The organism is Agrobacterium sp. DE0009, assembly GCF_007680755.1.
Classification (GTDB): Bacteria; Pseudomonadota; Alphaproteobacteria; order Rhizobiales; family Rhizobiaceae; genus Agrobacterium; species Agrobacterium tumefaciens_B.
On record NZ_VEIU01000001.1, the window covers coordinates 134,048 to 147,726 of the forward strand.

At 60.4% G+C, this 13,679-nt stretch carries 13 protein-coding genes; 9 read left to right on the forward strand and 4 right to left on the reverse strand.

Going from position 1 to position 13,679, the window contains the following annotated elements:
- Positions 1 to 110: 110 nt before the first annotated feature.
- The 9 genes from FS804_RS00745 (at position 111) to FS804_RS00785 (ending at position 10,552) form a co-directional block, all read left to right on the forward strand.
- Positions 111 to 1,670 carry an ABC transporter ATP-binding protein gene (locus FS804_RS00745; RefSeq protein WP_144576282.1) on the forward strand — a complete coding sequence of 520 codons (1,560 nt, stop codon included), beginning with the start codon at positions 111 to 113 and terminating at the stop codon, positions 1,668 to 1,670.
- Positions 1,660 to 2,751, forward strand: a complete 1,092-nt coding sequence (locus FS804_RS00750) for an ABC transporter permease (RefSeq protein WP_144573984.1) — start codon at positions 1,660 to 1,662, stop codon at positions 2,749 to 2,751. The genes FS804_RS00745 and FS804_RS00750 overlap by 11 nt, the downstream gene beginning before the upstream one ends.
- Entirely contained in the window at positions 2,751 to 3,671 is a 921-nt protein-coding gene (locus FS804_RS00755; RefSeq protein ID WP_063948783.1) for an ABC transporter permease, read from the forward strand. The genes FS804_RS00750 and FS804_RS00755 overlap by 1 nt, the downstream gene beginning before the upstream one ends.
- 35 nt (positions 3,672 to 3,706) lie before the next feature.
- Complete coding sequence (locus FS804_RS00760; RefSeq protein WP_144573986.1) at positions 3,707 to 4,780, forward strand: BMP family ABC transporter substrate-binding protein; 1,074 nt, start codon at positions 3,707 to 3,709, stop codon at positions 4,778 to 4,780.
- A gap of 357 nt (positions 4,781 to 5,137) precedes the next feature.
- Positions 5,138 to 5,875 (forward strand): FadR/GntR family transcriptional regulator, encoded by a 738-nt coding sequence (locus FS804_RS00765; protein ID WP_063948785.1) that lies wholly within the window; start codon positions 5,138 to 5,140, stop codon positions 5,873 to 5,875.
- A 205-nt stretch (positions 5,876 to 6,080) separates the two neighbouring features.
- Entirely contained in the window at positions 6,081 to 7,442 is a 1,362-nt protein-coding gene (glmU, locus tag FS804_RS00770; RefSeq protein WP_063948786.1) for a bifunctional UDP-N-acetylglucosamine diphosphorylase/glucosamine-1-phosphate N-acetyltransferase GlmU, read from the forward strand.
- A gap of 102 nt (positions 7,443 to 7,544) precedes the next feature.
- Entirely contained in the window at positions 7,545 to 9,371 is a 1,827-nt protein-coding gene (glmS, locus tag FS804_RS00775) for a glutamine--fructose-6-phosphate transaminase (isomerizing) (protein ID WP_144573988.1), read from the forward strand.
- Positions 9,368 to 9,871, forward strand: coding sequence for a GNAT family N-acetyltransferase (locus FS804_RS00780; protein WP_144573990.1), 504 nt, complete (start codon positions 9,368 to 9,370; stop codon positions 9,869 to 9,871). Before glmS ends, FS804_RS00780 begins: the two co-directional genes overlap by 4 nt.
- Positions 9,872 to 9,883: 12 nt before the next feature.
- Positions 9,884 to 10,552: a DUF502 domain-containing protein gene (locus FS804_RS00785; RefSeq protein WP_063948789.1), complete on the forward strand. Its 669-nt coding sequence runs from the start codon at positions 9,884 to 9,886 to the stop codon at positions 10,550 to 10,552.
- Between the two features lies 1 nt (position 10,553).
- On the opposite strand, the gene FS804_RS00790 is transcribed toward FS804_RS00785, so the two are convergent.
- The 4 genes from FS804_RS00790 to recG are packed head-to-tail and all read right to left on the reverse strand — an operon-like array spanning position 10,554 to position 13,635.
- Complete coding sequence (locus tag FS804_RS00790; RefSeq protein WP_144573992.1) at positions 10,554 to 10,937, reverse strand: type II toxin-antitoxin system VapC family toxin; 384 nt, start codon at positions 10,935 to 10,937, stop codon at positions 10,554 to 10,556.
- On the reverse strand, positions 10,934 to 11,191 hold the full coding sequence (locus FS804_RS00795; RefSeq protein ID WP_004442323.1) for a type II toxin-antitoxin system Phd/YefM family antitoxin: 258 nt from the start codon (positions 11,189 to 11,191) through the stop codon (positions 10,934 to 10,936). Before FS804_RS00795 ends, FS804_RS00790 begins: the two co-directional genes overlap by 4 nt.
- 54 nt (positions 11,192 to 11,245) lie before the next feature.
- Entirely contained in the window at positions 11,246 to 11,518 is a 273-nt protein-coding gene (locus FS804_RS00800; RefSeq protein WP_144573993.1) for a hypothetical protein, read from the reverse strand.
- An 11-nt stretch (positions 11,519 to 11,529) separates the two neighbouring features.
- On the reverse strand, positions 11,530 to 13,635 hold the full coding sequence (gene recG, locus FS804_RS00805; protein ID WP_144576283.1) for an ATP-dependent DNA helicase RecG: 2,106 nt from the start codon (positions 13,633 to 13,635) through the stop codon (positions 11,530 to 11,532).
- Positions 13,636 to 13,679: the final 44 nt, after the last annotated feature.

Consider the following 13,679-nt stretch of genomic DNA (forward strand, 5'->3'; position numbering starts at 1 on the left):
GCAGCATTGCATACGACTTGCCGCGCGATTGGGAACAATGACCACGGCCGTTGAAACGCCTCGAAGAAGGCATGGATGGCTGGTGAGAGAGGGAACTCGTGACTGGAACTATGGCGCCAGAGGCCGTGCCTCTCCTGTCGGTTCGCAAGCTGACCAAACTTTTCGGCAATTTTGCCGCCTGCAATGGCATTGACCTCGATATCGCGACGGGTGAAATCCACGCGCTTCTGGGTGAAAACGGCGCCGGCAAATCCACGCTTGTGAAGATGTTGTTCGGCGTTCTCGCGCCAAGCGAAGGCGAGATCGTGTGGCAGGGCCAGCCGGTATCCGTCGGCTCGCCAAGCGAAGCGCGCCGGCTCGGCATCGGCATGGTGTTCCAGCACTTCTCACTGTTCGAAGCGCTGACGGTTGCTGAAAATATCGCCCTGTCGCTAGACCCAAAAATATCATTGAAGGAAATCGCGAAGGAAGCCGAGACGTTGTCGCGCGCCTATGGCCTGCCGCTTGATCCATACGCGCATGTGGCCGATCTTTCGGTCGGAGAACGCCAGCGGATCGAGATCGTCCGCGCCCTGTTGCAGAACCCGCGCCTCATCATCCTCGACGAGCCGACCTCGGTGCTGACGCCGCAGGAAGCCGACAAGCTGTTTGAGACGCTGGCAAAACTAAAGTCGGAAGGCCGTTCGGTGCTTTATATCAGCCACAGGCTGGAAGAGGTGCAGCGCATTTGCGACCGCGCCACGGTCCTGCGCCACGGCAAGGTGACGGGAGCTTGCGATCCGCGCAAGGAGACGCCGGCGTCGCTGGCGCGTATGATGGTCGGCAGCGATGTCGCCAGCGTCTCGCGGGCGACGGGCGAAGCGCTCGGCGCGCCGCAGATCGAGGTGATGGGGCTGTCAGTTGCACCGCGCACGCCATTCGCGGTGGCGCTTAAATCGATCTCGATGAATGTTCGCGCAGGCGAGGTGCTGGCGATTGCCGGTGTGGCCGGCAACGGGCAGGGCGAGCTGTTCGATGCGCTCTCCGGCGAGTATCCCGTCTACAATAACGACGCTATCCATCTGCGCGGCAAGCCGGTCGGTCGACTCGGCATCAATGGCCGCCGGCTGATGGGGGCGGGTTTCGTGCCGGAGGAGCGCCACGGTCACGCTGCCGTTCCCGGCATGAGCCTTTCCGACAATCTGTTGCTTGCGCGCGCGCGGTCCGACCGCAAGGCATTTCTCGCCGGCGGGTTCCTTCGGGTCATCAGGGGCTCGGTGATCAAGGCGGCGGCGCGCCGTATTTGCGAAAACATGGATGTGCGCAAGAGCGGCGCTGATCCGCTGGCCGGATCGCTTTCGGGTGGCAATCTGCAGAAATTCATCGTCGGGCGCGAGCTTGACCGCCAGCCGTCCGTGCTCGTCGTCAACCAGCCGACCTGGGGTGTGGATGCGGGTGCGGCGAGCCGCATCCGTCAGGCGCTTGTCGATCTCGCCAAGGCCGGCTCGGCCGTTATCGTCATCAGCCAGGATCTCGATGAAATCTTCGAAGTCGCCACCAATATCGCAGTCATTTCCGACGGCAAGCTTTCCGATGTTCATCCGGTGGAGGAGATGACGCTTGAAAAGATCGGCCTATTGATGGGCGGCATTCACACGTCACATTCGGGAGCCGCCCAGCATGCGCATTGAACTTGAAAAACGCGCAGGGGTCTCGAAACTTTTCACCCTGCTTTCGCCCCTTCTGGCGCTGGTGCTGACGCTGCTGGTCGGCGCCATCATGTTCGCCATGCTTGGCAAAAATCCGGCCCATGCGCTTTATGCCTTTTTCGTCGAGCCGCTGCTTGAGGTCTGGTCGCTGCATGAGCTGGCGATCAAGGCCGCGCCGCTGATCCTGATCGGCGTTGGTCTTTCCATCTGTTATCGCTCCAACAACTGGAATATCGGCGCGGAGGGGCAATTCACCATCGGTGCGATTACCGGTTCCATTCTGCCGGTGCTTTATCCCGACTGGCATTCCCCGCTCATCCTGCCGCTGATGATGGTGATGGGCGCTGCCGGTGGCGCGCTTTATGCGGGTATTCCGGCGCTGTTGAAGACCAAGTTCAACACCAATGAAATTCTCGTCAGCCTGATGCTGGTCTATGTCGCGCAGCTGTTTCTCGACTGGTTGACGCGCGGAATCTGGCGCGATCCGGCGGGCTATAATTTTCCGCAGACGAAACCCTTCAACGAAAGCGCCGTGCTGCCGGAAATGCTGGCGTCCGGCCGGGCGCATTGGGGCTTCGTCTTCGCCATCGTTGCGGCCATCGCGCTGTGGTTCATGATGCGTTACATGCTGAAGGGCTTCGAAGTCACCGTGCTTGGCCAGTCGGCCCGGGCAGGGCGATTTGCCGGTTTCTCCTCCAGCCGCATGGTGTGGTTTTCGCTGCTGCTTTCCGGCGCGCTGGCCGGGCTTGCCGGCATTTCGGAGGCGTCCGGCTCCATCGGCCACCTGCAGCCCAGCATTTCGCCGGGCTATGGATTTACCGCCATCATCGTCGCCTTTCTTGGCCGCCTCAATCCGCTCGGCATCATCCTCTCCGGCCTGGTTCTGGCGCTGACCTATCTCGGCGGCGAGGCAGCCCAGCTTTCGATCGGTGTTTCGGACAAGGTCACGCGCGTGTTTCAGGGGCTGATGCTGTTCTTCGTGCTCTCCTGCGACACGCTGATCTTCTATCGCATCCGTGTCGTTTTTTCCGGCAGGGCGCATCGCAGAGAAGGAGCGGCATGATGGATATGCTTCAGGCCATTCTCCTCACCGTCATCACCGCCGCGACGCCGCTCGTCATAGCCGCCTCCGGCGAGCTGGTGGTGGAGCGCTCGGGCGTGCTCAATCTCGGCGTCGAGGGCATGATGATCATGGGGGCGGTCTGCGCTTTCGCGACCGCGCATATGACGGGTTCGCCTTATCTCGGCATTCTCGCCGGCATTGCCTCGGGCGCGGTGTTTTCGCTGCTGTTCGGCTTCCTGACGCTGACGCTGGTGACGAACCAGGTGGCGACCGGCCTCGCGCTGACCATTCTCGGCCTCGGTGTATCGGGCATGCTGGGCGAAAGCTTCGTTGGTCTGCCGGGCATCAAGCTGCAGCCGATCGTGTTTCCTGTGTTGTCGGAAATACCCTTCATCGGGCCGCTCCTATTCCGGCAGGATCTGATCTTCTACCTCTCCATAGCGCTTGTCGCCGGCATAGGCTGGTTCCTGTTCAAGAGCCGTACGGGCCTGAAAATCCGCGCTATCGGCGACAGCCATGCTTCGGCCCATGCGCTCGGCATCAACGTTATCCGGACCCGTTATCTAACCGTCATGTTCGGCGGCGCGTGTGCCGGTCTGGCCGGTGCGCAGCTGTCACTCGTCTACACGCCGCAATGGGTGGAAAACATGTCCGCCGGGCGCGGATGGATCGCACTGGCGCTTGTCGTCTTCGCGTCCTGGCGTCCGTGGCGTCTGCTGGCTGGCGGTTATCTGTTCGGCGCGGTGACCATCGGGCAGCTGCACGCGCAGGCCTTCGGCATCGGGGTGCCGTCGCAGCTGCTTTCGGCGCTACCATATCTTGCAACCATTGTCGTGCTGGTCATCATCTCGCATAATCGCCGCACGACGTTGATCAACACACCGGCATCGCTCGGCAAATCCTTCGTGCCGGACAGATGAAAAATTCTCACGTCTCCAAACCAACAGGGGTAAAAATGAAAAAACTGGTCATCGCACTTGCCGCTTCCATCGCGGCACTTGGAGGCGTTGTTTCCTCCGCTGAAGCCGCAGACGCCAAGAAGGTCTGCTTCATCTATGTCGGCAGCCGCACAGATGGCGGCTGGACACAGGCACATGATATCGGGCGCGAAGAGTTGCAGAAGCACTTCGGCGACAAGATCGAGACGCCGTTCCTCGAAAGCGTTCCGGAAGGCCCGGATGCCGAACGCGCTATCGAGCGTATGGCCCGTTCGGGCTGCGAGCTGGTGTTCACCACCTCCTTCGGCTTCATGGACGCCACCGTGAAGGTTGCCCAGAAATTCCCGAAGGTGAAGTTCGAGCATGCCACCGGCTTCAAGACGGCTGAGAACGTTGCGACCTACAATTCGCGCTTCTATGAAGGCCGTTACATTCAGGGCCAGATCGCCGCGAAAATGTCCAAGAAGGGCGTTGCCGGTTACATCGCATCCTTCCCGATCCCTGAAGTGGTGATGGGCATCGACGCCTTCGTTCTCGGCGCACAGTCCGTCAATCCGGACTTCAAGGTCAAGGTCGTCTGGGCCAACACATGGTTCGACCCCGGCAAGGAAGCCGATGCCGCCAAGGCGCTGATCGACCAGGGTGTCGACATCCTGACGCAGCACACCGACACGACGGCGCCGATGCAGGTTGCAGCCGAGCGCGGCATCAAGGCTTTCGGTCAGGCTTCCGACATGATCAAGGCCGGCCCCGAGACGCAGCTGACCGCCATCAAGGACACCTGGGGCGCTTATTACATCAAGCGCACGCAGGCGCTTCTTGACGGCACCTGGAAGTCCGAATCGGTCTGGGACGGCCTGAAGGACGGCATCCTGACCATGGCCCCCTACACCAACATGCCCGACGACGTGAAGAAGATGGCTGAGGAAACCGAAGCCAAGATCAAGTCCGGCGAACTGCACCCCTTCACCGGCCCGGTGAAGAAGCAGGACGGTTCGGAGTGGCTGAAGGCTGGTGAAAAGGCTGAAGACAAGGTGCTGCTGGGCCTCAACTTCTACGTCGCCGGCGTGGATGACAAGCTGCCGCAGTAATGACGCGCGTCGCCTAGGCCGCATCCGCACGCCGTCATCCCGGCTTTCAGCCGGGATCCAGCGCGATCAAGTCCTGATCGCAAAGAGTCTTCTGACGGCGCAGACACGCCGTGGCTGGATGCCGGATCAGGTCTGGCATGACCGGAGAGAGTAGCGACCACTTCATCAACGCAGGCCGTGCATGAATTCATGCGCGGCCTTTGTTATTTTCACTGGTTTTATTGCTTGAACGAAGTTTGCCTTTGCTTTTCACGCAACTTGATGTTTTTCACTATAATCTGACTTGAGATATACGCGTCTGGCGCGATTTTTTGGGATCGCCAGCCGAACGGAAGGACATGACATTTGCAGCGCGGAATGCTCGATGCAGCGATCGGTTTTCGAAAGCTGCGGACCAATCATGCACAGGTCGTTCACAAACTCGGTCTGGATATTGTCTCCGGCACCTTCAAAACTGGCGACATTCTTCCCGGTGATGCCGAGTTGATGGAGCGGCTGAAAGTCTCCCGCACCGTGCTGCGCGAGGCGATGAAGACGCTGACCGCCAAAGGAATGATTTCGCCGAAGGCGCGGATCGGAACGCGGGTAACGGAGCGTGACAGCTGGAACATGTTCGACAGCGAAGTGCTGCTCTGGCATTTCGAAGCCGGGGTCAGTGACGAATTTCTGCTGCATCTCTACGATATCCGCCACGCTTTCGAACCCTATGGTGCCGCGCTCGCCGCCGTCAGGGCGAAGGATGCAGACATCACCAGGCTCGCCGCCTATGCCAACGAGATGGGAAATACCGCTTATTCCAAGGAGAAACGGGCGCTCGCGGATATGAATTTCCACGTGCTCATCACGGAAATGTCCGGCAACCCGTTCATGCGCACGGTGGGGTCATTGATCAAGGCGGCGCTCGTTGGCATTTTCCGGATGAGCAACCCGGATACCGATCCAAACGAGATATCCGATGTCTCCGCCTCCCATCTGAGACTTGTCGAGGCATTTCGTCAGCGCGACGAGGTTACGGCGCGGCGCGAGATGGAAAGGCTTATCGAAAACGGTCGCCAGCAGGTGCTGGAGTTCACCGCCCGCAACCCGCGCAAATAGATGATTCCGCTCTGGCGTTGATCACGATTGATGAAAATCGGTGCGGAAATTTGGTGCATATTTGCATGGTTTCTTAAGCGGGCCGCCGCTATAGCAATTCCGGAATGAAATTATCGATGCGTCCGCCTGTCCGCCGGGCGGCGCGAAGTCAAACATATGCCGTCGTCGCGGCTTCCTGCGGTCGTGACAAGGTGTCGGAGGTCTTATGGAGCGCAGCTCTCTAGCCGTAATTCTCGCAGCGGGCGACAGCACGCGCATGAAATCGTCGAAATCCAAGGTGCTGCATCCGGTCGCCGGGCGTCCGATGATTGCGCACGTGGTCGGCGCTGTGGCAGGATCGGGTGTGGGAACGGTTGCCCTCGTGGTTGGACGGGATGCCGAAAACGTCACGGCGGCAGCGAGCCTGCCGGGTGTTGAGGTCGAAGCTTTCCTGCAGACAGAGCGGAAGGGCACGGGCCACGCCGTTCTTGCCGCCCGCGCCGCCATCGCTCGCGGCTTCGATGATGTCATCGTGGCCTATGGCGATGTGCCGCTTATCACGTCCGCAACGCTCGACCGGGCGAGAGATGCCATCGCGGCCGGCGCCGATGTCGCCGTAATCGGATTTCATACCGAGCGTCCAACGGGTTATGGCCGGTTGCTCGTCAAGGATGGCGAGCTGGTGGCAATCCGTGAGGAAAAAGACGCAACCGATGCGGAGCGCAAGGTCACATGGTGCAATAGTGGCTTGATGGCGATCAATGGCCGCAATGCGCTTGATCTGCTCGACCGCATCGGCAACAGCAATGCAAAGGGCGAATATTACCTGACCGACGTGGTGGAAATCGCCCGCTCGCTTGGCCGCCGCGCTGTCGCCATCGATGCGCCGGAGGCCGAACTGGTTGGCTGCAACAACCGCGCGGAACTGGCCTTCATCGAAAGGCTCTGGCAGGAGCGCCGGCGTCATGAATTGATGGTGGACGGCGTTTCCATGATCGCGCCCGAGACCGTGTTCCTCGCCTTCGATACGGTGATCGGACAGGATACACTGATTGAACCCAATGTTTTCTTCGGACCCGGGGTGACGATCGAGTCCGGCGTCGTTATCCATGCCTTCTCGCATCTGGAAGGCGCGCATGTTGCACAAGGCGCCGAGATCGGTCCCTATGCGCGGCTGCGCCCGGGGGCAAACCTGCACGCTAATTCCAAGGTCGGCAATTTTTGCGAGGTTAAAAAGGCCGAGATAGGCGAGGGCGCCAAGGTCAATCACCTGACCTATATCGGCGATGCCTTTATCGGCGCTGGCAGTAACATCGGTGCCGGCACGATCACCTGCAATTACGATGGCTACAACAAGGCTGAAACGCGGATCGGCGCCAACAGCTTCGTCGGCTCGAACTCGTCGCTGGTCGCACCCGTGACGATTGGCGAGGGGGCTTATATCGCTTGCGGCAGCGTCATTACCGATGATGTGCCCGCCGATGCGTTGGCTTTTGGGCGCGCGCGCCAGGAGGTGAAGCCGGGTCGGGCGACGGTGGTCCGCGAGCGGGCAAAGGCGCTGAAGGACGCAAAGAAGAAGTCGTCTTGAAGGACGCTACCAAACGATACTGAGCCTGACCGTCGGCATCATTGCTGATTGCGCGGGAAAGATGAGTAGTTTCGGCGAAGAGATCGTCGTCTGGAGATATACATGTGCGGAATTGTCGGAATTGTCGGAACTGAGCCCGTTGCTGAACGGCTTGTCGATGCGCTGAAGCGCCTCGAATATCGTGGTTACGATTCAGCCGGCGTTGCCACCATCGACAATGGCGCGATGGATCGCCGCCGTGCCGAGGGCAAGCTGTTCAATCTCGAAAAGCTGGTGTCCGAACAGCCGCTGCCGGGCGTGGTCGGCATCGCGCACACCCGCTGGGCGACCCATGGTGTGCCAAACGAAACCAACGCGCACCCACATTTCGTCGATGGCGTAGCCGTCGTCCATAACGGTATCATCGAGAACTTCGCCGAACTGCGCGAAGAACTGACCGCCGAGGGCGCCACCTTCACCACCCAGACCGACACGGAAGTGGTTGCCCAGCTTCTGGCCAAATACACCCGCGATGGTCTTGGTCATCGTGAGGCGATGCTGAAGATGCTCAACCGCGTCACGGGCGCCTTTGCGCTGGTGGTGATGTTCAAGGACGATCCCGGCACGCTGCTTTCGGCGCGCTCCGGCCCGCCGCTTGCCGTCGGTTATGGCCGCGGAGAAATGTTCCTGGGGTCGGATGCCATCGCGCTCTCGCCCTTCACCAACGAAATCACCTATCTGGTCGATGGCGACTGTGCCATCGTGACCCGTCAGGGTGCTGAGATCATCGATTTCTCCGGCAGACCGGTGAAGCGCGAGCGGCAGATTTCGCAGGCGACGGCCTATGTGGTCGACAAGGGCAACCACCGTCACTTCATGGAAAAGGAAATCTACGAGCAGCCGGAAGTCATTTCTCACGCGCTCAGCCATTATGTGGATTTCGCCTCCAAGACAGTGAAGGAAGCCGATAAAGCCATCGATTTCGCCAAGCTTTCCGGCCTCGCGATTTCCGCCTGCGGTACGGCTTATCTTTCCGGCCTGATCGGCAAATACTGGTTCGAGCGTTATGCGCGCCTGCCGGTGGAAATCGATGTGGCCTCCGAGTTCCGTTATCGCGAAATGCCGCTTCAGCCATCGCAGGCGGCGCTGTTCATTTCGCAATCCGGCGAGACCGCCGATACGCTGGCGTCGCTGCGCTATTGCAAGGAAAATGATCTCAAGATCGGCGCCATCGTCAATGTACGGGAATCGACGATCGCACGCGAATCGGATGCGATTTTCCCGATCCTTGCCGGGCCGGAAATCGGTGTCGCCTCCACCAAGGCTTTCACCTGCCAACTCGCCGTGCTCGCGTCGCTGGCGATTGCCGCCGGCAAGGCGCGCGGCACGATCACACCTCGGCAGGAAACCGAACTCGTGCAGCATCTGATCGAGATGCCACGCATCATGAGCAAGGTGCTCAACATCATCCAACCGCAGATCGAGGCGCTGTCGCGCGATCTGTCGCGTTTCAAGGACGTGCTTTATCTCGGCCGGGGCACCAGCTTTCCGCTGGCGCTGGAAGGTGCGCTGAAGCTCAAGGAAATCTCCTATATTCACGCAGAAGGTTATGCCGCTGGCGAGCTGAAGCACGGCCCCATCGCGCTCATCGACGAGAACATGCCTGTTATTGTCATCGCACCGCATGATCGCTTCTTCGAAAAGACCGTGTCGAACATGCAGGAGGTCGCAGCCCGTGGCGGCCGGATCATCTTCATCACGGATGAGAAGGGAGCTGCTGCTTCCAAGCTCGATACCATGGCGACAATCACGCTGCCGACCGTCGATGAATTGATCGCACCGATGGTCTTCTCGTTGCCCATCCAGTTGCTGGCCTATCATACCGCCGTTTTCATGGGGACGGATGTCGACCAGCCGCGCAACCTTGCAAAATCGGTCACGGTGGAATGATCATCCGGCCGGAGCGGCAGGGTGACGAAGAGGCGATTGCCCGCGTTACGGAAGAAGCCTTCCGTAACGTCGACCACAGCGACAAGGCCGAACATCTGATCGTGGCGCGGCTGCGTGAGGCCGGTGCGCTCACCGTTTCGCTCGTGGCCGAAGACAGCGAAGGGATCGTCGGCCATATCGGCTTCTCGCCCGTGACGCTTTCAAGCGGCGAGACAGGCTGGTTTTGTCTTGCGCCGCTTTCGGTGACGCCGGAACGGCAGGGCGAGGGCATCGGCTCACGGCTGGTGCGTGAGGGGCTTGGTGCGCTCGATCGGCTGAGCGCGTCGGGATGTGTCGTTGCTGGCGATCCCGATTATTATGGACGCTTCGGTTTTCGCGCCGTCGAAGGCCTTGGCGCCCTTGGGATTCCTGACGAATATTTCACAGTTCTTCGCTTGCATGGGGGAACGCCATCCGGCATTGTCAGTTTTCATCCGGGTTTCGATAGCGACAGCGCTTAACGCGAACGGTAAATGACCGACATTCCTCCCAAAATTTCCTTTGCGACACGGTTGCGCAACAGCTTCCTTACGGGCGTTCTGATCCTCGCGCCCGTCACCATCACCATGTGGCTGGTGTGGAGTTTCCTGCAATGGGCCGACAGCTGGGTGAAGCCCTACATTCCCGCCCGTTACGATCCCGAGCAATATTTCGATGTCGCCATTCCCGGCTTTGGCCTGCTGATCGCCGTCATCGGCATTACCCTCATCGGCTTCCTCGGAAATAATCTGATCGGCAAATGGATCGTCGGCGTGGGCGAATCCATCCTCAACCGCATGCCGCTGGTGCGGCCGATCTATAAAAGCATCAAGCAGCTGTTCGAATCCGTTCTGAAGGAGCACTCGAACTCGTTCAAGAAGGTCGGCCTCATCGAGTTCCCGTCCTCGGGCACATGGGCGATGGTCTTTGTAGCGTCCGAAGCAAAGGGCGAGCTTGCGCATCGCTTCAACGAGATGGGTCAGCAGATGGTCGCCGTGTTCCTGCCGCCGACACCGGTGCCGACGGCTGGTTTCCTGCTGTTCGTGCCCAAGGACAAGATCGTGATGCTGGACATGACCCCGGAAGACGCGGCAAAACTGCTGATCTCGGGTGGTCTCGTGGCGCCGGATTTCACGCCGCCGAAGATGATTGCGCCGGTCTAATCTAGAGAACGCCCGGGATGTCCGTCTGCGAAAAGTCGTTACCGACATAAAGCAAACGGCAACCCTCTGTTTTCGCCAGCTCGTAGGCAATGCAGTCGCCGAAATTTAGTCCGGCAGGATGAACGCCCTTGCCCCAAATGCGATAAGCTTCCGAAATGCCATGCGCCGATTTGGGGGTGACGGGCTTGATTTCGGCGCCCAGACCTTCGATCAGCATCTCTAGTTCCCGGCTGCGGTCGCGCCGCTGCGCCACGATCATGGCCTCCGCAAGCGTCCCCGCTGAAATGAGCAGAGGTTCATCAGTTTCGAGCGCTGAGGCGCAGGCATCCGCTTTGGGTTCATCGAGCAGGATCGTCATCAGAGCCGACGTATCGATAACGATCATTTCGGAAGGCCGTGCTCGTCATAGAGAAAATCCTGACTATGCGCGGCATCCGGGCCATTATCGCCTTTATTGGCGACAGTCGCGCGCACTTTTGCGAGCGCGGCGCTACGGGATGTTTTATCCGCCACGACGGTGACCGGAACCAGCCGCACGGCTGCGTGGCCATGACGAGTGAGAATGACCTCATCACCGGCTTCGGCGCGGCGCACCAGTTCGGTAAGCTGACTTTTTGCATCAGTCACGGATATCTGCACGGCTAACCTCGGGCGTTAAAGTTAGCGTTATATTAGTCCATTCAATGGACCATATCAATCCTCATCATCCAGATCATCCACCTCTGTTCCCGTGGTCGTGGCATGGAACACCGGCACGAAAAGCCGCATATAGACCAGCCTCACGCTCCAGCCTTCTTCCAGCGCCAGGCTCCAAGCCTTCTTGCGGCCGGGCTTTTTGAACATCTTGCCGATCGCCTTTTTCTCGCTCTTCGCAAATGTCTCGGGTTGCAGGATGTTCTGCGGCGAGCACAGCGCGTATCCCTTGCGGAAGGCGGGTGGCGGGCGGCGGGGGTCGATCATGTTCATGGCGATCACTTTCAGCCGGCGTGCAGGAAGCGGATCGCTTCGTCGCGGCGGTGCAGGTAGAGCAAGGTGCGTAGCGCATCGCCGCGTGGACCTGTCAGCTCGGGATCACGCTCGATGACATAGGCTGCGTCCTTGCGGGCGATTTCGAGAAGATCGGCGTGGGCTTCCAGGCTGGCGATGCGGAAGCCCGGCGTGCCTGATTGACGTGTGCCGAGCAATTCCCCTTCGCCGCGCAGCTTCAGATCCTCTTCCGCGATCAGGAATCCGTCTTCGCTGTCGCGCAGGATGGAGAGCCGTGCGCGACCGTTTTCGCTGAGTGGGCCCTTGTAAAGCAGGATGCAGGTGGAGGCCTCATCGCCGCGTCCGACGCGGCCGCGCAGCTGGTGAAGCTGGGCAAGGCCGAAACGTTCGGCATGTTCGATGACCATGATCGTCGCGTCAGGCACGTCGACGCCCACTTCGACCACTGTCGTTGCCACCAGAAGCCGGGTTTCGCCGTTCTTGAAGGCCAACATGGCGGCGTCTTTTTCCGGGCCGCTCATACGTCCGTGAATGAGCCCGATATTTGCGCCGAGCATCTGCGAGAGAACCGCGTGTCGCTCCTCCGCCGACATCAGGTCGGACTCCTCCGTCTCCTCCACCAGCGGGCAAATCCAGTAGGCCTTCTTGCCTTCCTTCAGCGCTGCGCGCAGCCTCTCGACAATATCGCCGATGCGTTCGGTGGGGATCGTCACGGTCTGGATGGGTTTGCGGCCCGCCGGTTTTTCGGTGAGCTTTGAGACATCCATGTCCCCGAAGGCAGCCAGAACCAGCGTGCGTGGAATGGGCGTGGCGGTCATGACCAGCATATGCGGCGTGATGCCCTTGGCAGTGAGGCGCAGGCGCTGATGCACGCCGAAACGGTGCTGTTCATCCACCACGGCCAGCACGAGGTTCTTATAGGTGACGCTATCCTGAAATAGCGCATGGGTGCCGATGACGATCTGCGCTTCACCCGATGCGACGCGCTCCTCTATCTCGCGGCGTTCCTTGCCCTTGGTACGGCCGGTCAGCACTTCCACCGTGAGGCCCACGGCCTGCGCGAGTTTGGAGATGGTGGCATAGTGCTGGCGGGCGAGGATTTCCGTCGGCGCCATCAGCACCGCCTGTCCGCCGGCTTCCACCGCCGTCGCCATGGCCATCAACGCTACCAGCGTCTTGCCGGCCCCCACATCGCCCTGCAACAGCCGCAACATGCGGTCTTCGCCAGCCATGTCGGTCAGGATATCCTTCACCGCCGCGCTCTGGCTTGCCGTCAGCGAGAAGGGCAGTTGCGACAGGATCTTTGCGGCGGTATCGCCTTTGGCGCGGATCGGCTGGCCCGCGACCTTGCGCAGCCGCTGGCGCACCAGCGCCAGGGACAATTGCCCAGCCAGGAATTCGTCATAGGCAAGCCGTCGGCGCGCCGGGGCTTGCGGTTCGATATCGGCGCTGTCGCGCGGGTCGTGCAATTCGCGGAAGCTGGACGCCACGTCACCGAAGCCCTGCCGGGTCTTGAGCGTCTCGTCGATCCATTCCGGGAAAACCGGCAGCTTCGACAGCCCGCCTTCGATCGCCTTGCGCAACACCTTGGCGGAAAGGCCGGCGGTCATGGGATAGACGGCTTCGACCAAAGGCAGGTTGTCCGCCTCGGAAAGCTTCACCATGAAATCCGGGTGCACCATGGAGGCGCGGCCGTTGAACCAGTCCACCTTGCCGCTGACCAGAACCTCTTCATCGACAGGCAGCGCCTTGGACAGCCAGTCACCCTTGGCGCGGAAGAAGGTCAGAGCCAGTTCGCCGGTTTCGTCATGCAGGAAGACGCGATAGGGGGCGGAGCGGTTTCCCGGCGGTGGCGGCTGGTGACGGTCAATGCGTCCCTGAATGGTGACAATGGCGCCCGGGGCTGCGAGCGCGATGCCGGGGCGGTTCCGCCGGTCGATGACATTGGAGGGCGCATGGAACAAAAGGTCAATGACGCGCGTATCGTCCGCACTCTCCCGTCCCAGAAGTTTCGCCAGGAGATCGGCAAGCTTCGGCCCCACGCCGGCGAGCGTGGAGACGGAGGCAAACAGCGGATCGAGAATGGCCGGGCGCATGGCCAGCAAAATCAGGGAAGGGAATGGCTTATGCAAGACTTCGC

Excerpts from the sequence above, each read along its gene's own strand:
- FS804_RS00745 (WP_144576282.1), top strand. The coding sequence starts at position 111 with ATGGCGCCAGAGGCCGTGCCTCTCCTGTCGGTTCGCAAGCTGACCAAA.
- FS804_RS00750 (WP_144573984.1), top strand. The coding sequence starts at position 1,660 with ATGCGCATTGAACTTGAAAAACGCGCAGGGGTCTCGAAACTTTTCACC.
- FS804_RS00755 (WP_063948783.1), top strand. The coding sequence starts at position 2,751 with ATGGATATGCTTCAGGCCATTCTCCTCACCGTCATCACCGCCGCGACG.
- FS804_RS00760 (WP_144573986.1), top strand. The coding sequence starts at position 3,707 with ATGAAAAAACTGGTCATCGCACTTGCCGCTTCCATCGCGGCACTTGGA.
- FS804_RS00765 (WP_063948785.1), top strand. The coding sequence starts at position 5,138 with ATGCTCGATGCAGCGATCGGTTTTCGAAAGCTGCGGACCAATCATGCA.
- glmU (WP_063948786.1), top strand. The coding sequence starts at position 6,081 with ATGGAGCGCAGCTCTCTAGCCGTAATTCTCGCAGCGGGCGACAGCACG.
- glmS (WP_144573988.1), top strand. The coding sequence starts at position 7,545 with ATGTGCGGAATTGTCGGAATTGTCGGAACTGAGCCCGTTGCTGAACGG.
- FS804_RS00780 (WP_144573990.1), top strand. The coding sequence starts at position 9,368 with ATGATCATCCGGCCGGAGCGGCAGGGTGACGAAGAGGCGATTGCCCGC.
- FS804_RS00785 (WP_063948789.1), top strand. The coding sequence starts at position 9,884 with ATGACCGACATTCCTCCCAAAATTTCCTTTGCGACACGGTTGCGCAAC.
- FS804_RS00790 (WP_144573992.1), bottom strand. The coding sequence starts at position 10,937 with ATGATCGTTATCGATACGTCGGCTCTGATGACGATCCTGCTCGATGAA.
- FS804_RS00800 (WP_144573993.1), bottom strand. The coding sequence starts at position 11,518 with ATGAACATGATCGACCCCCGCCGCCCGCCACCCGCCTTCCGCAAGGGA.
- recG (WP_144576283.1), bottom strand. The coding sequence starts at position 13,635 with ATGCGCCCGGCCATTCTCGATCCGCTGTTTGCCTCCGTCTCCACGCTC.